Genomic DNA, 22,548 nt, shown 5'->3' on the forward strand with positions numbered 1-22,548 from the left:
TCACGGGATCACGGGCGATCCCGTGCACCGTCCCACGGGAGGTCACCATGTCGTACGTCGTTCCCTCGCACCCTGCTCCGCCCGGCGCCCGGCCCCCCGGGGCACGGCGCGGCGGAAGGTGGAACCGTACCGCCCGCCGCCTCGTCGCCGTCGTCGCCCTGGCCACCGGCGCGGCGCTGGCCGGACCGGGGGCGGCCGGGGCGAGCGCCGCGGAACCCGCACAGGCGCGGGCGGCCGCGGCCCTGGAGCGGGTCACCTCGTTCGGGGCCAACCCCGGTGGCCTGAACATGTACGTGTACCGGCCCGCGGCCCTGCCGGCGAACGCGCCCGTGGTCGTCGCCCTGCACGGCTGCACCCAGGGCGCTCAGGTCTACTCCGACAACTCCGGTCTGAACACCTTCGCCGACCGCCACGGTTTCCTGGTCGTGTACGCCGAGACCACCACCGTCAACAACGCCAACAAGTGCTTCAACTGGTTCCAGCCGGGCGACACCCGGCGGGGCCAGGGCGAGGCCGCGTCGATCCGGCAGATGGTCGCGCACGCCGCGACCGCCTACGGGGTGGACACCGGCCGGGTCCAGGTCACGGGCCTCTCGGCGGGCGGGGCGATGACCTCCGTCATGCTGGCCGCCTACCCGGACGTGTTCGCCGCGGGCGCGGTCGTCGCCGGAATCCCGTACGGCTGCGGGACCGACGTCGTCTCGGCGTTCGGCTGCATGAGCCCCGGCGTGGACCGCACCCCGGCGGCGTGGGCGCAGGCCGTCCGGGACGCGCACCCCGGTTTCGCGGGCCCCTGGCCCCGGGTGGCGATCTGGCACGGGGACAACGACGCGACCGTCGCCCCGAGGAACGCCGACGAGCTGCGGGACCAGTGGACCGCGGTGCACGGGCTCGGCCAGACCCCGGACCGTACCTCCACGATCGGCCCCAACAGCACCCGCAGGAGCGAGTACCTGGCCGCGGACGGCGGCGCGAGTGCCGTCGAGGTCAACCGGGTGCCCGGCATCGGGCACGGCACCCCGGTCGATCCGGGCAGCGGCGCCGAGCAGTGCGGCGCGACCGGCACCCAGCACTTCATCGACTCGGTCTGCTCCTCCTACTGGATCACCCGGTTCTTCGGCCTCGACGGCACCACCACTCCCGAGCCGCCCGTGGACCCGCCCACCGAGCCCGCCGCCTGCTGGTCGGCGAACAACTACGAGCACGTACGCGCCGGCCGGGCCACCACCACCGGCGGCCAGGTGTACGCCAAGGGCTCCGGCCAGCACCTGGGGCTCTACAACACCTTCGTGACCCACACCCTCCAGGAGTCCCCGGCGGGCCACTACGCCGTCGCCGACGGCTCCTGCCCCTGATACCGGCCACCCGGATATCGGCCACCCGCGTCTCGCCGTCCCGCATACCGGCCACCCGCACATCGCCCATCCCGACGGAGGCACCTCTCATGCTGACCCCACCCCCGGCACCACCGGCACCCCGGCGCGCCGGACCACGACACGACGAGGCCCGCCGCCCGCCCCGGGGCCGGTGGCTGCGCGGGGCTGCGGTCGCGGCGGCCGTGCTGACGGCCTGGACGGCGGCCCCGTCCGCCGCGGCACCGCCGGACCGGGACTCCGGCGGGCACGGGCACTGCGCCCGGCAGGACATCCTCCGCGTGCCCGGGGCCGACCGCCAAGAGGCCGACTGTCTGGCGGAGTTGACGACGGCGGGGACGGTGGCCTCCGGGCACACCGACCCGGCCGACTGGGCGGGGCTCACGCCGGAAGGGCTGGCCACCCCCAGCGGCGTACCGGGCATCCAGATCGACGGCCACTTCCCCGACACGTCGACCGGCAACACCAACCACGGATGGAACCACGACTCCCAGTTCGTCATCCGGCTCCCCGACCGCTGGAACGGCGGTCTGGTGGTGGCCGGCTCGCCGGGGGTGCGCGAGCAGTACGCCAACGACCGGGCCTTCGGGGACTGGGCGCTCGCCCGGGGTTACGCGTTCGCCGCCACCGACAAGGGCAACACCTCGGCCGCGTTCCACAGGGACGGCCGGGCGCCCGGTGACGCCGTCGCCGAGTGGAACACCCGCTTCACCCAGCTCACCCGCGCGGCCCGGCTGGTGGTCGCCCAGCGCTATCTGCGGCCTCCCTCCCGCACGTTGGCGATGGGCATGTCCAACGGCGGCTATCTGGTGCGCTGGCAGCTGGAGAACCATCCGGGGCTGTACGACGGCGGGGTGGACTGGGAGGGGGCGCTCTGGCGGGCGGACGGGCCGAATCTGCTCACCTTCCTGCCGCCCGCCCTGCGCGCCTACCCGCGCTACGCGGCCGGGGGCGCCGGCGCCGGCGCCGGGGAAGCGCACCGGACCATGACGGCCGCCGGATATCCGGCCGGTTCGGAGTTCCTGTGGCCGTACCACCACCAGTACTACTGGGACCTGACCCAGCGGATCTACCGGGAGGAGCTCGACCCCGCCTTCGACGGCGCGACCGAGGCCGGCACGCCCTTCTGCGCCCCCGGGACCCCCGCCTGCGACGCCGACTACGCGTACGCGGAGCGGCCGGACGAGGTCCGCGACGCGGTCGCGAAGATCGCGCTGACCGGCCGTATCGGGAAGCCGCTGATCAGCTTCCACGGCACCCTGGACGTGCTGCTCCCGATCTCCCGGACCTCGGACACGTACGCGCGGATGGTGCGGAAGGAGGGCCGGGGCGCGCTGCACCGCTACTACCGCGTCGAGGGCGGTACGCATGTGGACTCGCTCGTCGACACCTTCCCCGAGCGGCTGCGTCCGCTCGTGCCGTGCCACCGTTCGGCGGCCGAAGCGCTGGAACGGTGGCTGGACGACGGGCGGCGGCCCCCGTCGAGCCGCACCCTGAAGCTGCCCGCGAAGGCCACGCCCGCCGAGCGGCTCGCCCGCTGCCCGCTCGACGGGTAACCGGGCGGGTGGCGGCCAGGTGGCCGGGTGGGTGGCGGCCGGGTGGCCGGCCTGGTGGCGAAGTCCACCACCTCCTTCCCGCCCACTGTGGAGATTCACGCCATGGGATGTCCGGCCGGGCGTCTCTAGCGTTCCGGCCATGACGAGTCAATTTCACGCAGCCTCCGCCTCCCCGGCGCCGGGCGCCGGGGCCGTGGACCTCCGGGGGCGCACCGCCCTCGTCACCGGCGGCGGCAGCGGCATCGGGCGGGCCACCGCCGAGGCGCTCGCCGCCGCCGGGGCCCTGGTGCACGTGGTCGACCGGGAGGCGGAGAGCGCCAAGTCCGTCGCCGCCGCGATCGGCGGGGTGGCCCATGTCGTGGACCTGGCCGAGGCGGAGGCGGTCGGGACGCTGCCGGCCGGGGTGGACGTCCTGGTCAACAACGCCGGGTTGCAGCACGTCTCCCCCATCGAGGAGTTTCCGCCGGCCCGCTTCGCGCTGATCCAGCAGGTGATGGTGACCGCCCCGTTCCTGCTGATGCGGCGGTGCCTTCCGCACATGTACGCCGGTGGGTGGGGCCGGATCGTCAACGTCTCCAGCATGCACGGGCTGCGGGCCAGCGCCTTCAAGTCCGCCTACGTCGCCGCCAAGCACGGCTTGGAGGGACTGAGCAAGGTGGCCGCTCTGGAGGGCGCCCCGCACGGGGTGACCAGCAACTGCGTCAATCCCGGCTATGTCCGCACCCCCCTGGTGGAGGGGCAGATCGCGGGCCAGGCCGCCGCGCACGGGATCCCTCCGGAGGAGGTCGTCACCGGCATCCTCCTGGAGCGCTCCGCGATCAAGCGGCTGATCGAGCCCGCCGAGGTCGCCGCGGTCTGCCTCTGGCTCTGCGGCCCGCACACCGGATACATCACCGGCGCCTCGCTCCCCGTGGACGGGGGCTGGGGCGCCCACTGACGAGGCCGGGCGACGGGGCGGTTCGGCCGGGAGGACCGGGACCGTCCGATGGACCGGGAGTACCGAAAGGCCTCTACCGCCCGGTACTCCCGGACGTTATGGGCCGCTGACATTGGCGGGCCGGTTCGCCGGCCTCACATACTCCTGTGGACGGCAGGTTGACGGTTCACGAACAAAGAACCGCGAGCGAAGGACCGGCCCGTCATCCCCGCACCCCCCATGCCACCCTCACGAAGGATCTCCCATGCTCCTGCCCCGTTCCCTGGTCGCCGCGGGCATCGCCCTCGGCGTGGCCGTCGCCGCCCCGGCCTTCACCGGCACCGCGTCGGCCGCCCCGAAACCCATCGTCGGCGGCGAACAGGCCACTTCCACCTACTCGTTCATGGGCTCCATCCAGGTCAACGGCCGTCACTACTGCGGCGCCTCGCTGATATCCCCGGGCTGGATGGTCACGGCGCTGCACTGTACGTACGGCAACGGACCGCTTCCGGCCTCCGCCCTGCGCGTCCGGATCGGCTCCAACGACCACCTCAGCGGGGGCACCCTCGCCGGCGTCTCGCAGATCGTCCGCCCGTCCAGCAGCCAGAGCATGCCCGGTCAGGACATCGCCCTCCTCCGTCTCAGCAGCCAGGTCTCCAACACGCCCGTGCCGATCACCGGCGCCACCCCCGCCGACAACTCCGCCACCCGCCTGCTCGGCTGGGGCCAGACCTGCCCGCAGCGCGGCTGCTCCTCCTCGGCGCCCCGCTACCTCAAGCAGCTGGACACCAAGGTGCTGCCCGACAGCTCCTGCTCCGGCATGGTGAACAGCCGGGAGCTGTGCATCGCGGGCACCACCGCCAACACCGCCTGCTACGGCGACTCCGGCGGCCCCGCCCTGGTCAACCGGAACGGCCGCCTCGAACTGGCCGGCGCCACCAGCCGCAGCGGAAGCAACAGCAGCACCTGCGGTGTCGGCGGTGCGGTCTACACGGACCTGGCCGCCTGGCGGTCCTGGATCCAGCAGTACACCGGCGCGCTGTAGTCACGGCGCGGAGGCGGGCCGGGCGAGCGACTGTCCGGCCCGCCCGATCCGCCCGACCCACACACGCCGCACACATGGACATGACATGCGCGAGTGAACTAGCCTCATTCAGCCATGGACCTGGAACTGCGGCACCTCCGCATTCTGCTGGCGATCTCCGAAGCGGGCAGCCTGACCAGGGCGGCCGCCGCCCTGTTTCTCTCCCAGCCGGCCATGACCACCCAACTGCGGCGGATCGAGGCGTCGTTCGGTCAGCCGCTCTTCGAGCGCTCGGCCCGGGGCGTGGTGCCCACCCGGGCCGGCGAACTGGTGCTCACGCACGCGCGGACGGCGGTGGCCAGCGCCGACCGGATCCGCGGCTACCGGCTCCGCCCGGCGGACGGCGCGGAGCCGGTGACGGTCGGCGGCAGCTCCGGGCCGATGCTGAGCCATCTGACGCTGCACCTGCCCGCCGCCGTGAGCAATCCGGTGACCTTCGTCCAGTTCCCGTCCACGGGGGACGCGATGAACGCGGTGGCGGACCGGTCCGTCGACGCCGGGTGCATGGTCGACCTGGACGGCTTCGGCGTGCCCCTGCCCGAGGGGGTCGTCGTCGACGTCATCGGACTGGAGCCCGTCGTGGTGATCCTGCCGGCGGGCCACCCCCGCGCCGGACAGGACCGTGTCGGCCTCGCGGACCTGACCGACGAGACCTGGCTGCTCCCGCCGTACGACGCGGGCTGCGACGACTACGGCGCCCTGGCCGACGCCTGCGCCCCGGCCGGCTTCGCTCCCCGGGTGTCGCCCCACCGGATCGGGGACCTCAGTGTCCTCTGCGACCTGATCGCCCAGGGCGTCGGCGTCTCTCTGGCACAGGGGGCCGCCCGGGCGCGCGAGGGTGTGGTCATGCGCAGATTCACGGGCGACCCGCTGCTCGGGAGACATCTCCTCGCCGTGCACCGCGACTCGCCCCTCTTCGGGGCCCGCCCCCTCCTCCTCGATCTTGTCCGGGCCGCGTTCGAGGCCCGCTGCGTCACACCGGGCTGAACCGCCCGGCACCGGTGTGCCGGCCGGGCCGGGCGCCCTCGGCGACGCGCAGGGGTGCCGGGGTCCCCGATGCGGGGGATCATCGGAGTATGAGCGGCGATGATCCCCTGGTCCCGGCCGGAGAGCCGGCCGGGCGGAGGCGGGCAGCGACGGCGGGAGGGCACGCCGTGCCACCGGCCGGGCCCAAGGGCCCGTCGGCCGGGCGGCAGAGGGCGCGGCCGTGAACGAGGAACGGCTCCTCAGGCGGTACCAGGCGCTCATGGGCGCCGTGCCGCAGTCCGTGTGGGTGATGTCGCCCGGCGGTGAGGTCACCCTGTTGGCGGGCGGCGGCATCGCCGAGAAGCTCTGGCACCCCGACGCCGGCGCCTCGTGGATGGACGCCGTGCACCCCAAGGACCGGGACTGGTTCCAGCGGGCCTGGCGCGGGGCCACGCGGCAGCGGTCCCCCCTCGACACGATCGTCCGGGTGCGGCTCGACGGCGTCCTCGACCGCTTCCGCCACGTCAAGATCGTCGCCGCGCCCGTCGTCGAGGGGGACGGGGAGGTGGAATGGGTCGGCACCGCCACCGACGCCGAGGAGCACTGGCGCAGCCGTATGCGGGAGAAGCTGCTGGCCAGGATGGCGGCGGTGCCCGCGGCCCACGATCTCTCGGAGGCCTTCCTGACGACGGCGGCGGCCGTGGTGCCGGAACTCGCCGACGCCGTGGCCGTCTTCCGCGTACGGGACGGTGTCCAGGCGGTCGGCGGCCCTTCCGGGGCAGCGGCCGGTGCGTTGCCGGAGCGGGTGGGCCTCGCTCCCGGGCTGCCCGCCCTTCCCCCGCTGGACTCCGACTTCCTGCTCGGGCCCATCGCCCGGCGGGCCATCGAGAGCCAGCAGGCGCGGCTGCTGGTCTTCCCGCCCGGCGGGCCCACCGGCGAGGGACTCTCCGAGGTCTCCGTGCGGTGGCTGCGCGAGGCCGGGGCGACCGGCGTCGCCCTGCTGCCCGTCGTGGTGGACGGCCGGACCGTCGCGCTGGCGACCATCGCGACCTGCCGGGGCAACCCGCCGCCGGACGAGGCCGACCTCTCCCTGCTTCGGGACGTCTTCCAGCAGATGAGCGGGCCGCTGCGCCGGACGATGGAGCTGCAGAGCATCCGCGGCACGGCGCTCGCGCTCCAGCAGTCCTTCCTGGCTCCGCCGCCGTCCGTCGACGGTCTTGCCATCGCCGCGCTCTACCACCCGGCGGACTCGGCGGCGGAGGTCGGCGGGGACTGGTACGACGCCGTCCGGCTCTCGGCCGATTCGCTCGCCCTGTCCGTCGGCGACATCGCGGGCCACGACCTCGACGCGGCCACGGCGATGGGACGGGTCAACAGCATCCTGCGGGGACTCGCGTACGACAGTGGTCCGGCCGCCAGCCCGGCGAGGACGCTGAGCCGGCTCGACCGGATCGTCCAGGCGCTCGACAGTCCGTCGATGGTCACGGTGGTGCACGCGATCCTGCACCGGAGGGAACACGGCGGCTGGCGCATCGCCCTGTCCAACGCCGGCCACCCGCCGCCCCTGCTGATCCCGGCCGACGCGCCGTCACGGTTCCTGCACGGTCCCACGGCTCCGGACCCGCCGCTGTGCGTCGCCGACCGCCTGTCCCGCACCACGCTCCACGCGGCCCTGCGGAAGGGCGACATCCTGGTGTGCTACACCGACGGTCTCGTGGAGACGCCGGACACGGACATCACCGACAACCTCCGGCGCCTGCGCGAACGCTCCGACGCGCTGGTCCGCCGGGGCCTGGCACTGCCGTCCCTGATCCGGGGCCTGCTGCCCTCGCCGCACCACCGCCGGGACGACATCGCCGTCATCGCCCTGCAGGCGGAGCCGGACGCATGAGCGCCTCGGACGACGGCGACACCGTTTGCGGCCGCCGGAGTGTCTCCCTACCCTCGGTGAAGCCGTCCTCGAAGCCGTCCTCGGACGAAAGAAGCTCCGCATGAACGCGCCGAACGACCCCCCGGCCGGACTCGTGACCTCCCGCGCCCACTCCGCCCGGGTGTACGACTACATCCTGGGCGGCAAGGACCACTACCCCGCGGACATCGAAGCGGGCGACGAGATGTGCCGGCACTGGCCCGCCCTTCCCGTCCACATGATGGAGAACCGCCGGTTCATGCACCGCGCCGCCCACTTCCTCGCGGAGGAGTGCGGCGTCCGGCAGTTCCTGGACATCGGGACCGGCCTGCCCACCTCACCGAATCTGCACGAGATCGTCCAGGAGGCGGCGCCGGAGTCGCATGTGGTCTACGTCGACAACGACCCCATCGTCCTGGCTCACGCCCGCGCCCTCCTGCAGAGTTCCCCCGAAGGCGCCACCGCCTACGTGGACGCGAACATGCACGACCCGGACGCCATCCTGGGCAGCCCCGAGTTCCGTGAACTCATCGACCTGAACCGGCCCGTCGGTCTCATGGTCATCGGCATCATGCACTTCATCGAGCCGCCGGACGACCGGCGGCTGGTCCAGCACCTGCTGGACCCGCTGCCGTCGGGCAGCCATCTCGCGATGACCATCGGCACGGCGGACTTCGCACCGGACGAGGTCAACCGGGTGGCGCGGGAGTACCGCCGGCAGGGCATGCCCTTCGTCCTGCGCGACCTGCCCGCCGCCGCCTCGTTCTTCGACGGCCTGGAGTTGGCGGAACCGGGGATCACCCAGGTGCACCGGTGGCACCCCGGCCCGGAGCAGAACAACATCGACGGCCGGGACATCGCCATGTACGGAGCGGTCGCCCGCAAGCCCTGACCTGCCCCCGCCCGCGGCCACCGGAGCGCCGGGCCGGATCAGACGGCCGACCAGCCGTCGTCCACGGGCAGCACCGCGCCGTTGACGAAGGACGCCGCTTCGGAGGCGAGCCAGACGATGGCGGCGGCCTGCTCGTCCGCCGAACCGAGCCGTCCCATGCCGGCGCCGATGAGGCCCTTGACGACGGCGGGGCCGTGCGCGTCGGGGCGGGCGTCGACGCCGATGCCGGTCGCGGTGGGGCCCGGCGCGACGACATTGGCCCGGATGCCCTGCCCCCGGTACATCACCGCCAGGTTCCTCACGAGACCGGTGACCCCGTGCTTGGCGGCGGTGTACGCGGCTCCGGCCGCACCGCCGCGCAGGCCGGCCTCGGAGCCGGTGAAGACCAGGGACCCGCTACCCCGGGCCAGCATGTGGGGAAGGACGGCGCGGGTGAGGAGGAAGGGGGCCGTGAGGTCGACCCGCAGCACCCGCTCCCACTCCGCGTCGTCGGTCTCGTGGGCGGCCGACATCCGGTCCATGACGCCCGCGTTGTTGACCAGGACGTCGATCCCGCCGAACTCCGCCACCGCCTGCTCCACCAGGGAGTCCACCGTCCGCTGCTCGGCCAGATCGCCGATCGCCGTCAGGGCGGCGCCCCCGGCGGCGGTGATCTGCCGTACGGTCTCCTCGACCCCGCTCGCGTCCAGGTCGGCGGCCAGGACGTGGTCCCCCTGGGCGGCGAAGGCCAGGGCGGCGGCGCGGCCGATGCCGGACGCGGCCCCGGTGACGATCACGCCGCGGTACGGGCGGGCGGGGGCGTCCTTGCCGGATGCTGCTGCTTTCATGGTGAAGTCCTCTCGATGGTCGGGGGGTTGTCCGGGCGAGGGCGGAACGGAGCGGGTCAGGCTCGCGGAACGGTCCGGGAACGCAGCACTTCCGACAGGGACTTCTCCCGCCACTCCCCCAGGAGGCGGTGGAAGGCGACGGCCCCGTGCGGATAGGCGATCGGGCCGTTGGGCCTGCCCCGGCCCTCCCGGTTGTAGTAGCCGGGGGTGCACTCGGCGTGGAACCACTCGTGGTCGGGAGCCCCTTCGGCCAGGACGGCGAGCCAGGCGTCCTCGGACGCGGGAGAGGGCTCGATGAGGGCGTCGTCCGCCTCGGCCGCCGCGACGAGGGCGGCGGCGTGGACGGCCTGCTCGTCCAGGATGTGGGTGAAGTTGACGCTGCTGGCGTTCTGAAGGGTCCCCAGCTGGATGAGGTTGGGGAAGCCGTTGCTCGTGAACCCGTGCAGCGTACGGGGGCCCTGCCGCCGCCACCGGTCGAGCAGGTGGACGCCGCCCCGGCCGCGTACCGGGAGCCTGCCCGAGTGGATGCCGGAGGTCCCGACGTTGAAACCGGTGGCGAAGATCAGGCAGTCCAGTGCGTACGCGGTGCCGCCGACGACGACCCCGTCCGCGGTGACGCGCTCGATGCCGTGGGTGTCGGCGGTGTCGACCAGGGTGACGTTGTCGCGGTTGAACGCCGGGTAGTACAGGTCGGAGAAGGTGGGCCGCTTGCAGGCGTAGCGGTACCAGGGCTTGAGCTTCTCCGCCGCCTCCGGGTCCGTGACGCACCGGTCGACCCGGGCGCGCAGCTCGTTCATCTTGGCGGCGTCGGCCGCCTCGTAGGCCGCTTCGAAGGTGTGCCGGTCGCCGTGGCGACGGAAGCTCGGCAGGAGCTTCTCCAGCAGCCCCGCCGACGTGGTCCAGCGGTCCGCGACGAGGTCCCGCCCGGCGCTCTCGCCGGAGACGATGCGCAGGAAGTTGTCCCGCCGTTCGCTGGCCCAGCCCGCGCGGCCGGCGCCCACGTCCCCGGGGACGGTGCGGCGGTTGGCACGCTCGTCCACGGTGGAGGGGGTGCGCTGGAAGACGTAGAGGTGTCCGGCGTCCTCGGCCAGCATCGGGATGGCCTGGATGCCGGTGGCCCCGGTCCCCACGATCCCCACCCGCTTGTCCGCGAGACGGGTCATGCCGCCCTCCGGCGTTCCGCCGGTGTAGGCGTAGTCCCAGCGCGAGGTGTGGAACGTGTGACCGGCGAAGTCCTCGATGCCGGGGATGCCGGGAAGCTTCGGGTCGGTGAGGGTGCCGGTGGCGCTGACGACGTAGGCCGCCCGGAAGTCGTCGCCGCGATCCGTGGAGACGAGCCAGGTCTCCGACGCCTCGTCCCAGGTGAGAGCGGTGACTCCGGTGGAGAACAGGGCGTCGGCGTAGAGGTCGAACCGGGTCGCGATCCGTACCGCGTGACGGCGGATCTCGTCCCCGGGGGCGTACTTCCACTCGGGGACGTACCCGGTCTCGTCGAGCATCGGCAGATACACGTGGGACTCGACGTCGCAGTGGACGCCCGGGTAGCGGTTCCAGTACCAGGTGCCCCCGAAGTCGCCGCCCTTCTCGACGATCCGGACCCGGGCCACCCCCTGCTGCCGCAGGCGGGCCCCGGTGAGGATGCCGCCGAACCCGCCGCCTATGACGGCGACGTCGACGAGGTCGTGGAGGGGGGCGCGGTCCGCCGGTCCCTCCGTGTGGGGATCGGCCGCGTAGTAGCCGAACTCGGCGTCGGCGTCCCGGTACTGGGCGGCGCCGTCGGGACGGACGCGCCGTTCCCGTTCGAGGCGGTAGCGCTCCCGCAGGGCGGCGAGCTCGTGGGGGTCCGGGGTGTGAGGAGTCGTCATGGGGGTTCCTCATTCCGTGCGGTGGAGCAGCCCGGGGCGGGCCGCCGTCCGCTACGGTAGCAACTACCGGACAGCACTGTCCGGTTGGTGTCCGGCAGCCCGGCGCTGTCCGGCTCAGGGGCTCCCCGGCCCCCGTACTCCGCACTCCGGCCCCCCTCCCCCTCCCCCTGGACAGGAAGAGCGATCCCCCATGCGGCTCACCCAGCGACGACCGGCCCGGCCCCTTTCTGCTCTCGTCACCATCGGCGCTCTGTTCCTCACCGGTTGCGGCACCCAGAGCGGCACGCCCGGAGGGGAGACCCACTCCGCCTCCGGAAGCCGGACGATCCGGGCGCAGCAGTTCATGCAACTGACCGAAGTGCACGGCGAGACGGGGATGACCCTGCTGGAGGGGCCGGTGTTCGGCGAGGACGGCGGCCTGTACGTCGTCGACGTCACCGCACCCGAGGGCAAGCCCAAGGTCATGCGCGTCGACGTCCGGCGGAAGACCTCCCGGGCGGTCCACACCGACGCCCGAGGGACCTACACCTCGGCCCAGTTCAGCCCGTACGACGGGCGGCTCCACCTAAGCGACTTCGCGCACGGCGAGATCGTGAGCCTGGCCCCCGGCGGCGGTGACCCGCGGACCGTCTTCTCCGGCGACGTCGACGGAGCGTCGATGAACCCCGACGACATCGCCTTCGACCCCAGCGGCAACCTGTACGTCAGCGACTCACGCGGCCTGTCCGAGGGCACGGCACGCGGCCGGGTGGTCCGGATCGACCGGAAGAGCGGCGAGGCCACCGTGCTGGCCGACGACCTGGCAGCGCCGAACGGCATCAGTTTCGACGCCGACTACCGGGGCCTCTGGTTCAGCGAGCTCACAGAGAACCGGATCACCTACCTGCGCCTCGACGGGGCGGGCGCGGTGACGTCCCGGCACACCGCCGTCCGCGTCGACGGAGGGATCGCCCAGACCGACTCCATCGCCGTGGACGCGGACGGCAACCTCTACCAGGGGCTGCACGGCCGGGCGGCCATGGCCGTCTTCAGCCCGCACGGCGAGCGGCTGGCGACGGTCGAACTGCCCGCGCACGCCAAGGGCCTGGAGTCGGCGACGAACGTGGCCATCACGCCCGGCGGGACGAAGGCGTACCTGACGGTGAGCGGTCCCGCCGGGGGCTACCTCTACACCTTCGACGCTCTCGCCGAGGGCACCCGGCAGTCCAACGGCGGCTGAGAGCGTCCACCGGCCGGGCCCCGGTTCACCCGGCGAAGGCCCGTACCGGTCCCACCTCGACGCCGAGCAGCCGCCAGGCGGCCAGCGCCCGGAGTTCACGCTCCGCGCGGGTGGGGCCGATCACGGCGGCGGAGACCATGGCGACGGCGAGCGCGAGGTCGTCCCCGGCGCCGAGCCGGTGCTCGGCGGGGAGGTGCCGCCGCAGGGCGCGCTCCACCCGCTCGGACAGTCCGAGGACGTGACGGCGGATGCCCGAGCGGCTGCCCGCCCGTTCGGCGTGGAGGAGGCCGATGAAGGCCGCCGAGTCCGCGAGATGCCACGTCAGCACCCCGAGCACCCCGGCGAAGGTCGCGTCCCGGCCCTCGGCCTCCTGCTCGATCTGCCGCACGTTCTCCTCCAGGACCGCCGCGACCGCCGCGGCCCGGTCGGGGAAGTGCCGGTAGAGAACGCCCTGCCCGACCCCGGCCCGGCGCGCTATCGCCGAGAGCGGGGCTTCCAGGCCGTGCTCCGCGAAGACCTCCCGGGCGGCGGTGACGAGAGCGGACCGGTTCCGGGCGGCGGCCTTCGGCCCGTCGTTCGCGGGCCGTCGCCCGTGCTGCTCGCTGTGCTCCACCACCCCGGCAGCCTACCGGCGGGCCCCGTCCGGCCTCCCCCGCGGCCTCGCCGACGGCGTGGGAGCGGCATCGCCATGGTGGGGGCACTCACTCTCTCCCCCATAACTATGGTGTTCTGCCATATACGCCTCTGAACTGCGTGTTTCTACGGTATGGCGACACCGAATCGTCCCCGCACACGCCTGGAAGTGGTGCACATGGTCGCCGCAACTCCCTCCCCGAAATCCTCAGGATCCATCAGGCGCATCGTCGCGGCCAGCCTCGTCGGCACCACCATCGAGTGGTACGACTTCTTCCTCTACGGCTCGGCCGCCGCGCTCGTGTTCAACTCGCTCTTCTTCCCGAGCAGCGATCCGCTGGTCGGCACGCTGCTCGCGTTCCTCACGTACGCGGTCGGCTTCGCCGCCCGTCCGCTCGGCGGCATCGTCTTCGGCCACTACGGCGACAAGATCGGCCGCAAGAAGCTGCTCGTGCTCAGCCTGCTCATGATGGGCGGCGCGACCTTCGCCATGGGTCTGCTGCCCACCCACGCGAGCATCGGGGTGTGGGCGCCGATCCTGCTGACCGTCCTGCGCCTGGTGCAGGGCTTCGCGCTCGGCGGCGAGTGGGGAGGCGCGGTGCTGCTCGTCTCCGAGCACGGCGGCGACGAACGGCGTGGCTTCTGGGCCTCCTGGCCGCAGTCCGGTGCGCCCGGCGGCAATCTGCTGGCGACCGGCGTCCTGGCGCTGCTCGCGGCCGTCCAGTCCGACGAGGCGTTCCTCGCCTGGGGCTGGCGCATCCCGTTCCTGCTGTCCGGCGTCCTCGTCATGATCGGCCTGTGGATCCGGATCTCGGTCGAGGAGTCCCCGGTCTTCCTGGAGGCGCAGCGCCGGTCGGCCGAGGCGGCCGACCGGGGCGAGAAGGAACAGCCCCCGGTCGTCGAGGTGTTCCGCAAGAGCTGGCGCGAGGTGCTCCTCGCGATCGGCACGCGTTTCGGCGAGAACATCTCGTACTACATCCTCACCGCCTTCCTGCTCGTCTACGTGACCGTGCACCTGGAGATGTCCAAGAGCGACGCCCTCAACGCCGTCCTGATCGGCTCCGCGGTGCACTTCGTCACCATCCCGCTGTGGGGTGCGCTCTCGGACCGGCTGGGCCGCCGCCCGGTCACCCTGATCGGCGCGGTCGGTATGGCGGCCTGGGCGTTCGGGTTCTTCGCGCTCCTCGACACCGAGTCCTTCCCCGTCATCGTTCTCGCGGTCACCCTCGGCCTGCTGCTGCACGGCGCGATGTACGGTCCGCAGGCGGCGTTCATCTCGGAGCTGTTCGACACGAAGGTCCGCTACTCCGGGGCCTCGATGGGCTCCCAGCTGGCCTCGATCATCGGCGGCGCGCTCGCCCCGCTGATCGCGGTCGAACTGCTCAAGGACTACGAGTCGTCCGTCCCGATCTCCGTCTACCTCTGCTTCGCCTCCCTGGTCACCGCGGTGACGGTCTGGGTGGCCAAGGAGACCCGTGGCCGCGACCTGACGAAGGACGGGCTGAACCGTTCCGTCCCGCCCGCGCCGGACGCGACCGTCAAGGACTCGGTCCCGCTCGGCCGCTGATCCCCCGCCCTCCCGCGTGCCGGACCGCGTCGTACGCGGTGCGCGGGAGGGCTGTTCCCGCAGGCCCCTCCCGGGAGGCGATCACCGTATGCTCACCGGCGTGACACGCCCCGCCCAGCACTCCGCGTCCGCCCTGCGGCTCCTCCTCGACCTGCTGGCGCAGGGTGCGGCGGCCGAGGAGTTCGACCGGCCGGCCGCCGCCGCGCGGGAGGCCGGTGCCTCCGCCGCCGAGCTGGCCGAGATAGCCGAGGCCGCCGCCGTGGCGCTGCGCATCCGGCGCACGCTCGGCCAGCACCGGGTGCGCGAGGCGCAGCTCACCGCCCTGTTCGACACGGCCAGCGACCTGGCGGCCCTGCGGGACCTGGACGCCGTGCTGCGGGCCATCGTCCACCGGGCGAAGCTGCTGCTCGGCACCGACGTCACGTATCTCTCGCTCAACGACGACGCCGCGGGCGACACGTACATGCGGGTCACCGACGGGTCGGTGGCCGAGGCGTTCCAGCGGGTGCGGCTCGGCATGGGCGAGGGCCTGGGCGGGCTGGTGGCCCAGACGGCCCGCCCGTACGCGACCGGGGACTACCAGGCCGACACCCGGTTCCACCACACCACCACCATCGACAGCGCGGTCCTGGACGAGGGGCTGCGGGCGATCCTCGGCGTACCGCTGCGCCTCGGCGCCCGCATCATCGGCGTGCTGTACGCGGCCGACCGGTCGCCCCGCGAGTTCACGGCGACCGAGGTGGCGCTGCTGTCCTCGCTGGCCGACCATGCCGCGATCGCCATCGACGGGGCCCGGCTGCTGGAGGAGACCCGGGCCGCGCTGGTCGACCTGAACGCCGCGTCGGAGACCATCCGGACCCACAGCGAGGCCATGCGCCGCGCCGAGGAGGCCCACGACCAGCTCACCGACCTGGTGCTCCGGGGCGGCGGCGCCGACGACGTGGCGGCGGCGCTCGCCGACATCCTGGACGGCGGGATCCTCATCCATGACGCGGACGGCGCCGAGCTGGCCCGGGCCCGCACCGAGCCGCTGCCGCAGCCGATCCCGGCGGTGTCGGCCTCCCGGGCCCGGGGCCGAGCGGTGCCGCTGGACGGCACCTGGGTCTGCGCCGTCCTCGCCGGGCCCGAGCTCCTCGGCTCCATCGCCCTGACCGGCCGGGCCGGGCTCGCGGACGCCGACCGGCTGCTGTTCGAGCGGGCCAGTGTCGTCACCGCGCTGCTCATGCTGCTGCGCCGCTCGGTCGCCGAGACGGAGGACCGGGTACGGGGGGAGCTGCTCGGCGATCTGCTCGCGCGCACCGGCGACCCGGGCACCCTCGCGGCGCGCGCCCGCCGGCTCGGCGTCAATCTGAACCGTCGGCACAGCGTGTTCGTCGCGCACAGCGAGGTGGCCCCCCGCCACCGGCTGCTGGCCGCGTCCGCCCGCAGCGCGCAGGCCCTCAACGGTCTTGCCGGGCTCCACCACGACCACGTGGTCCTGATCGCGCCGTCGGACGCGCCGGGGCCGTCCGCGCAGGCACTCGCCGCCGAACTGGGCCAGGCGGTCGGCTTCCCCGTGACGGTCGGCGCCGCGGGTCCGGCCACGGGCCCGGCCGAGCTGCCCGACGCTCACCGCGAGGCCGACCGCTGCCTCTCCGCACTGCGTGCCCTCGGCCGCACCGGGAGCGGCGCGGCCGTCGCGGACCTGGGATTCATCGGCGTACTGCTGGGCGACCAGGCGGACCTGGGCGGCTATGTCCAGCGGACGCTGGGGCCCGTGCTCGACTACGACAGCCGGCGCGGCACCGACCTCGTCACGACGCTGGACGCCTATTTCGCCGAGGGCGCGAGCCTGACCCGGACCAAGACGCTGCTCCATGTGCATGTGAACACGGTGGTGCAGCGGCTGGAGCGCATCGGCCGGCTCCTGGGCCCGGACTGGAACTCGCCCGCCCGGACACTGGAGATCCAACTGGCCCTGCGACTGCACCGGCTGACCCGGGGGCTGTGAGGGGCCGCATCCCTTCGGGGGAAGGCTCTCAGCCGTCCAGGCCCGCCGAGACCCGGCGCGAGGGCTTGAAGACGTACAGGTCGAGGATGTCCGGGGCGTCCGCGACTCCCGGGCCGCCCGCCGCCGCCCAGGTCACGATGTCCTGCTCGGCGTGCTCGTCGTTGACCAGGCCCAGCCAGACCGGCCGGCCACCGGCCCTGCGCCCCTCCGCGGAGGGCTGGACGACGATCACGTTGCCCTGCTCGCAGGCGTCCAGGCACTCGACCGCCCGTACGGTGGCGGCGCCCTCGAGACCGGAGCGCAGCCGGGCCAGCTGGGCCGCGTGGTCGATGCCCGGGATCTTCTCGGTGCCGCAGCAGCAGCCCCGGCAGACGCTGACGGTGGGGCGGCCGGCGCCCTGGGCGGGCACGTCCTTGCGGGGGCGGCGGCTCATCGGGGCACTTCCCGTCACGGAGAGAGGAGGGGGTGATGTCTGGTGAGGACCACCGCCGGTCCGGGTGATCACCACGACTCTACCGAGACGTCCGCCGTTCGAACACCAGCACCCTCGCCGAGCCGGGTGCGGTATCGTTGACGGCTGCGAAGGGGAGTAGCCCCGCAAACCGGTCGTCGACACACTGGAGCCCTCGGGTTCCCGGTGGCCGGGCTCGTGGATCCTGCGAAGGACTTCACGGGCGGGCGAGACCTTCGGTCCTGTATGACACGCCCACACCCTGTGGGCGATGCCGTCATGCCGGGCCGAGTGGTCCTCCGAAAAGCCCGTGCGGCGCTTCGCGAAGATCCGGGGCCCGGCTCGCACAGAAAGCCACCCGGAATGCATCTCGACCTCCTGGCGATCCTCACCGCCTTCGGGCTGATCTTCCTCGCGGAGCTCCCCGACAAGACGATGTTCGCCTCGCTGGCCATGGGCACGCGGATGCGCCCGCTCTACGTGTGGTTCGGCACGTCGTCCGCGTTCATCGTGCACGTCGCCATCGCCGTCGGTGCGGGCAGCCTCATCGGGCTGCTGCCCGACTGGATCGTCAAGCTCGTCTCGGCCTCGCTCTTCGCGCTCGGCGCGTTCCTCCTGCTGCGCGGCAGCGGCGGGGACGACGATGACGAGACCGAGGTGAAGACGGTGACCGGTTTCTGGCCGGTCTACTCGACCGCGTTCATGGCGGTCTTCATCAGCGAGTGGGGCGATCTGACGCAGATCACCACCGCCAACCTCGCGGCGAGCAACGGCACCTGGTCCACGGCGATCGGTTCGGCCGCGGCCCTGATGTCGGTGTCGGCCCTGGCGCTGCTGGCGGGCAAGTTCATCGCGAAGCGCGTACCGCTGAAGACCGTACAGCGCATCGGCGGTCTCTGCATGCTGGGCCTCGCCATCTGGACGGCGGTGGAGATCTTCACCGGCTGAGGCCGGCGCGCGGCGGGGCGGGGGCGTTCCGGTTCCGGGCGCCCCCGCCCGGCGGGTTCTCGGTGCGCCTCCGCGCGCGGTCTTCGATGTGCCCCCGCTCGCAGCTTTCGGTGCGCCCCCGCCCCGCGCTCAGAACAGGGCCGGCGCCTCCTCCCCCGTACCGCCGCTCTCGAAGGCGAGGAGCCGCTGCTTGCGGTCCAGGCCGCCGCCGTATCCGGTGAGGCTCCCGGAGGCGCCGATCACGCGGTGGCACGGGACGATGATCCCGACCGGGTTCTTGCCGTTGGCCAGGCCGACGGCCCGCGAGGCGCCCGGCTTGCCGAGCTCCTCGGCCAGTTCGCCGTACGTCCGGGTCTCGCCGTACGGGATCTTCAGCAGCTCCGCCCAGACGCTCCGCTGGAACGGGGTGCCCGCCAGGTTCATCGGGAGGTCGAAGGCGGTGCGGTCGCCGGCGAAGTACTCGCCGAGCTGCCGGATCACCTCGCCGAAGGGCTCCGGGTCCGGTACGCCGAAGGTCTCCTCGGGCGGGCGGTGACGCTGGTCGGTCATGTAGAGGGCCGACAGGACGCCGTCGGTGGCGACGAGCGTCAGCGGGCCGTAGGGGCTGTCGACGACCGTGTGCTGCTTGGCCGGGGTCGTGGGGGTTGCGGGGGTCATGGAGAAGCCTCCTTCAGGCGGGCAGGTGGTTGATGGGGTGGTCGTCCACCGTCCAGAGGTACTGCACGGCGTACGCCCGCCAGGGGCGCCAGTCGGCGGCCCGTGCGGTGAGGGCGGCGGGGGTGGCCCGCAGGCCGAGCCGTTCGGCGGCGCGGCGGATGCCCAGGTCGGTGGGGAGGAAGGCGTCGGGGTCGCCGAGGGACCGCATGGCGATGGACTCGACCGTCCAGGGGCCGAAGCCGGGCAGCGCGGCCAGTTCGGCGCGGGCCCGCTCCCAGTCGGTGTCGGTGTCGAGCCGCAGCCGGTCCTCCGCGAGGGCGGCGACGAGAGTGGTGAGGGTGGTGCGGCGGGTGCGCGGCAGCGCGAGGGCCTCCGGGTCGAGCCCCGCCAGTGCCTCGGGGGTCGGGAACAGGTGGGTGAGCCCGCCCTCGGGGTCGTCGACCGGGACACCGTGGGCGGTGACCAGCCGGGCCGCATGGGTGCGGGCGGCGGCGGTGGAGACCTGCTGGCCGAGCACCGCGCGTACGGCGAACTCCGCGCCGTCCACGGTGCGCGGCACCCGGCGGCCGGGGCCCGCGTCGACCAGCGGGGCCAGCAGCGGGTCGGTGCGCAGCTGGGCGTCGACGGCGACCGGGTCCGCGTCCAGGTCCAGGAGCCAGCGGCAGCGGCTGATGGCCCGGGTGAGGTCGCGGGGGTCGGTGAGGGAGAGCCGGCAGGCGATGTGGTCGGGTTTCGGGGTCAGGGCGACGACGCCGTGCCCGTACGGGAGGGTCAGCGTGCGCCGGTACGCGCCGTCGCGCCACTCCTCGACGCCGGGGACCGCGGTCGCGGCGAGGTGACCGAAGAGGTTGCTGGGGTTGAGCGGGGCCCGGTACGGCAGGCGGAGTGCGATGACGCCGGGTACGGCGGTGGTCTGCGGGCCCCGGGCGGCGCGGGTGCGCAGATCGCCGGGGGCCAGGGCGAAGACCTCGCGGACCGTCTCGTTGAAAGTGCGGATCGAGGCGAAACCGGCGGCGAACGCCACCTGGGCCATCGGCAGTTCGGTCGTCTCGATGAGGAGGCGGGCGGTCTGTGCCCGCTGGGCGCGGGCCAGGGCCAGGGGTCCGGCGCCGAGCTCGGCCAGCAGCTGGCGTTCGATCTGGCGGGCGGAGTAGCCGAGCCGGGCGGCGAGCCCGGGCACGCCCTCGCGGTCGACGACCCCGTCCTGGATGAGACGCATCGCGCGGGCGACCGAGTCGGCGCGGGCGTTCCACTCCGGGGATCCGGGGCTGGTGTCGGGGCGGCACCGCTTGCAGGCCCGGAATCCGGCCTGCTGGCAGGCGGCGGCGCTCGGGTAGAAGGTCATGTTGCGGGTCTTGGGCGGCACGACGGGGCAGCTGGGGCGGCAGTAGATCCGGGTGGTGAGGACCGCGGTGAAGAACCAGCCGTCGAAGCGGGCGTCCTTCGACTGGACGGCCCGCACGCAGCGCTCGGTGTCGGTGTGCATGGTTCCAGGATGGTGCACCGGTCAGGGGCTTGGCTGGCGGAAATCCGACACGGAGGTCGCGCGGAAATCCGACAGCCGTGCGCCCCTTGGCGGCAGCCGCCGGGCGCGGTGTCAGCGCATCGCGAGGACTTCCTCGAACTCCACGTACGCGTGCGCGTCGAAGAGCACGAAGCGCACCTCCTCGACCGGCTCGACGGTCTCCGCCAGGACCGTGCGCACCGCGATCCGGGCCCCGTCGTCCATCGGCCAGCCGTAGATACCGGTGGAGATCGCCGGGAACGCGATGGACTTGGCCCCCAACTCGGCTGCCAGGCGCAGGGATTCGCGGTAGCAGGAGGCGAGCAGGGCGGACCGGTCCTGGGCGCCGGAGAAGACCGGCCCGACCGTGTGCACGATCCACTGCGCGTCGAGGCGTCCGGCGGTGGTGGCGACGGCCTGTCCGGTGGGCAGCCCCTTTCCGTACTGCGAGGCGCGCAGTTCACGGCAGGCGGCGAGGATGTCGGGTCCGCCGCGCCGGTGGATGGCGCCGTCGACTCCGCCACCGCCGAGCAGCGAGGAGTTCGCAGCGTTGACGATGACGTCGACGGACTGGTCGGTGATGTCGCCGCGGACCAGACGTACGGCGGGAGAGACAGAGGTGCTCATGCGGACATCATGCCGCGCGCCGGGGGCCTGCGCCGCCCGGTCGGGGCGACCCGCCGGGCGGACCCGCAGTGCGCTCCGGGCCGGGCGGCCGCTTCAGGAGGCCGCCCGCAGCCGCCGCCATACGGCCTTGGCGGCGTGGTGACCGGACATGCCGTGCACCCCCGGCCCGGGCGGGGTGGCCGAGGAGCAGAGGAACACCGCGGGGTGCGCGGTGGCGTACGGGACGCGGGCGAGCTTGGGGCGGATGAGGGTCTGGAGGCCGGCGAAGGCGCCGCAGGCGATGTCGCCGCCGACGTAGTTGGCGTTGCGCGCGGCGAGTTCGGGCGGTCCGGCGACCGCGCGGGCGAGGACGAGGTCGCGGAATCCGGGGGCGAAGCGCTCCAGTTGGCGTTCGATGACGTCGGTGGCGTCGCCTTCCCAGCCGGCCGGGACATGTCCGTACACCCAGAAGACGTGGCGCCCTTCGGGGGCCCGTGAGGGGTCGGTCAGGGTGGGCTGGGCGGTGATGAGGAAAGGCGTGCTGGGGTCGCGGCCGTCGACGGCGGCCCGCAGCGCCGTGTCGATGGCGGTGGCGGTGGGGCCGATGTGGACGGTGCCCGCGCGGCGGGCCTCGGGCGCGGTCCAGGGGACGGGGCCGGACAGCGCGTAGTCGATCTTGAAGGCGGAGGCGCCGTAGCGGTAGCGGTGGTAGGCGCTGCCGAGTCCGGCGATGCGGGCGAGAGCGGAGGGCGAGGTGTCGAAGATGTAGGCGCGGGCGGGCGGCAGTTCGTCCAGCCGCTTGACCTCGCTGTCGGTGCGGATGGTGCCGCCGTGTTCCCGGAGCAGGGAGGCGAGGGCGTCGGAGATGGCCTGGGAGCCGCCGCGCGGCACCGGCCAGCCGTTCTCGTGGGCGGCGAGCGCGAAAACGAGGGCGATGGCCGAGGTGGCGAAGCCGCTGGTGGGCGCTATGGCGTGGGCGGCGAGCCCGGCGAAGAGGCCGCGGGCCTTCTCGCCCTGGAAGCGCCGGGAGACCCAGGTGGCGGGCTGGAGGCCGAGCAGACCGAAGCGGGCCAGCCGGTACGGGTCGCGGGGCAGGCTCTCCCAGGGGGTGCGCAGGAAGTCGGCGGCCAGGGTGTCCCAGCGGCCGAGGAAGGGGGCCATGAGGCGGCGGTAGGCGCCGGCGTCGGCGGCCCCCAGCGTCATGGCGCTCTCGCCGACGGACCGGGTGAGGGCGGCAGCCGTGCCGTCCGGGAAGGGGTGGGCGAGGTCGACCTCGGGGTGCAGCCATTCCAGGCCGTGCCGGGCCAGGGGCATCGCCCGGAACGCGGGCGAGCCGATCCCGAGGGGGTGCACGGCGGAACACGGGTCGTGCCGGAACCCGGGGAGGGTCAGCTCCTCGGTGCGGGCTCCGCCGCCGATGGTGTCGTGCGCCTCGTGGACCTCCACGGAGAAGCCCCTGCGCGCCAGTTCGGCCGCGGCGGTCAGTCCGTTGGGTCCGGCGCCCACCACGACCGCATCGAGCATCGACGGCACCTTGGGACTCCTTCGTCGGCCGGCAGTCGGACCCCCAGGGTATGCGGCCCCA

At 73.5% G+C, this 22,548-nt stretch carries 19 protein-coding genes; 11 read left to right on the forward strand and 8 right to left on the reverse strand.

The annotated features are described in order from the left end of the window. The first annotated feature begins 47 nt into the window (after positions 1–47). From IE140_RS25160 to IE140_RS25190, 7 genes are all read left to right on the forward strand, one after another. Positions 48–1,355 carry an extracellular catalytic domain type 1 short-chain-length polyhydroxyalkanoate depolymerase gene (locus IE140_RS25160; RefSeq protein WP_150197106.1) on the forward strand — a complete coding sequence of 436 codons (1,308 nt, stop codon included), beginning with the start codon at positions 48–50 and terminating at the stop codon, positions 1,353–1,355. Positions 1,356–1,444: 89 nt separating this feature from the next. Next, a complete protein-coding gene (locus IE140_RS25165) occupies positions 1,445–2,929 on the forward strand; it encodes a 3-hydroxybutyrate oligomer hydrolase family protein (protein WP_229826898.1) in 1,485 nt (494 codons plus the stop codon). A 139-nt stretch (positions 2,930–3,068) separates the two neighbouring features. After that, positions 3,069–3,866 (forward strand): 3-hydroxybutyrate dehydrogenase, encoded by a 798-nt coding sequence (locus IE140_RS25170; protein ID WP_093437972.1) that lies wholly within the window; start codon positions 3,069–3,071, stop codon positions 3,864–3,866. Between the two features lie 244 nt (positions 3,867–4,110). Then, complete coding sequence (locus tag IE140_RS25175; RefSeq protein WP_032777024.1) at positions 4,111–4,890, forward strand: S1 family peptidase; 780 nt, start codon at positions 4,111–4,113, stop codon at positions 4,888–4,890. A 114-nt stretch (positions 4,891–5,004) separates the two neighbouring features. Further along, positions 5,005–5,916, forward strand: coding sequence for a LysR family transcriptional regulator (locus IE140_RS25180; RefSeq protein WP_150197107.1), 912 nt, complete (start codon positions 5,005–5,007; stop codon positions 5,914–5,916). 220 nt (positions 5,917–6,136) lie between these two features. Beyond that, positions 6,137–7,786: a PP2C family protein-serine/threonine phosphatase gene (locus IE140_RS25185; protein ID WP_109180715.1), complete on the forward strand. Its 1,650-nt coding sequence runs from the start codon at positions 6,137–6,139 to the stop codon at positions 7,784–7,786. Positions 7,787–7,886: 100 nt separating this feature from the next. Continuing rightward, entirely contained in the window at positions 7,887–8,696 is an 810-nt protein-coding gene (locus IE140_RS25190; protein ID WP_150197108.1) for an SAM-dependent methyltransferase, read from the forward strand. 38 nt (positions 8,697–8,734) lie between these two features. Here IE140_RS25190 and IE140_RS25195 read toward each other — a convergent pair whose 3' ends face one another. Both IE140_RS25195 and IE140_RS25200 read right to left on the reverse strand, forming a co-directional pair. Next, positions 8,735–9,523 (reverse strand): SDR family NAD(P)-dependent oxidoreductase, encoded by a 789-nt coding sequence (locus tag IE140_RS25195; RefSeq protein WP_150197109.1) that lies wholly within the window; start codon positions 9,521–9,523, stop codon positions 8,735–8,737. A gap of 56 nt (positions 9,524–9,579) precedes the next feature. Further along, entirely contained in the window at positions 9,580–11,388 is a 1,809-nt protein-coding gene (locus tag IE140_RS25200) for a flavin-containing monooxygenase (RefSeq protein WP_150197110.1), read from the reverse strand. A 190-nt stretch (positions 11,389–11,578) separates the two neighbouring features. On the opposite strand from IE140_RS25200, the gene IE140_RS25205 reads away from it, so the two are divergent. Then, complete coding sequence (locus IE140_RS25205; protein ID WP_150197093.1) at positions 11,579–12,607, forward strand: SMP-30/gluconolactonase/LRE family protein; 1,029 nt, start codon at positions 11,579–11,581, stop codon at positions 12,605–12,607. A gap of 25 nt (positions 12,608–12,632) precedes the next feature. Here IE140_RS25205 and IE140_RS25210 read toward each other — a convergent pair whose 3' ends face one another. Further along, positions 12,633–13,223, reverse strand: coding sequence for a TetR/AcrR family transcriptional regulator (locus IE140_RS25210; RefSeq protein WP_093437992.1), 591 nt, complete (start codon positions 13,221–13,223; stop codon positions 12,633–12,635). 195 nt (positions 13,224–13,418) lie between these two features. Here IE140_RS25210 and IE140_RS25215 point away from each other — a divergent pair, with 195 nt between their 5' ends. Then, positions 13,419–14,807, forward strand: coding sequence for an MFS transporter (locus IE140_RS25215; protein ID WP_150197092.1), 1,389 nt, complete (start codon positions 13,419–13,421; stop codon positions 14,805–14,807). An 88-nt stretch (positions 14,808–14,895) separates the two neighbouring features. After that, on the forward strand, positions 14,896–16,797 hold the full coding sequence (locus tag IE140_RS25220) for a helix-turn-helix domain-containing protein (RefSeq protein WP_150197091.1): 1,902 nt from the start codon (positions 14,896–14,898) through the stop codon (positions 16,795–16,797). A 28-nt stretch (positions 16,798–16,825) separates the two neighbouring features. Here IE140_RS25220 and IE140_RS25225 read toward each other — a convergent pair whose 3' ends face one another. After that, entirely contained in the window at positions 16,826–17,230 is a 405-nt protein-coding gene (locus IE140_RS25225) for a (2Fe-2S) ferredoxin domain-containing protein (protein ID WP_150197090.1), read from the reverse strand. 381 nt (positions 17,231–17,611) lie between these two features. On the opposite strand from IE140_RS25225, the gene IE140_RS25230 reads away from it, so the two are divergent. Further along, a complete protein-coding gene (locus IE140_RS25230) occupies positions 17,612–18,196 on the forward strand; it encodes a TMEM165/GDT1 family protein (protein WP_030722252.1) in 585 nt (194 codons plus the stop codon). Between the two features lie 129 nt (positions 18,197–18,325). On the opposite strand, the gene IE140_RS25235 is transcribed toward IE140_RS25230, so the two are convergent. The 4 genes from IE140_RS25235 to IE140_RS25250 all read right to left on the reverse strand — a co-directional run bounded on the left by IE140_RS25235 (position 18,326) and on the right by IE140_RS25250 (position 22,496). Continuing rightward, a complete protein-coding gene (locus IE140_RS25235; RefSeq protein ID WP_088573897.1) occupies positions 18,326–18,853 on the reverse strand; it encodes a methylated-DNA--[protein]-cysteine S-methyltransferase in 528 nt (175 codons plus the stop codon). A gap of 13 nt (positions 18,854–18,866) precedes the next feature. Next, positions 18,867–20,339 (reverse strand): AlkA N-terminal domain-containing protein, encoded by a 1,473-nt coding sequence (locus tag IE140_RS25240; protein ID WP_032777013.1) that lies wholly within the window; start codon positions 20,337–20,339, stop codon positions 18,867–18,869. A 111-nt stretch (positions 20,340–20,450) separates the two neighbouring features. Beyond that, positions 20,451–20,984, reverse strand: coding sequence for an O-acetyl-ADP-ribose deacetylase (locus tag IE140_RS25245; protein ID WP_006128683.1), 534 nt, complete (start codon positions 20,982–20,984; stop codon positions 20,451–20,453). Positions 20,985–21,077: 93 nt separating this feature from the next. Next, entirely contained in the window at positions 21,078–22,496 is a 1,419-nt protein-coding gene (locus tag IE140_RS25250) for a phytoene desaturase family protein (protein WP_093438001.1), read from the reverse strand. Positions 22,497–22,548 lie beyond the last annotated feature (52 nt).

It is taken from the genome of Streptomyces parvus, assembly GCF_014648875.1.
GTDB lineage: Bacteria > Actinomycetota > Actinomycetes > Streptomycetales > Streptomycetaceae > Streptomyces > Streptomyces parvus.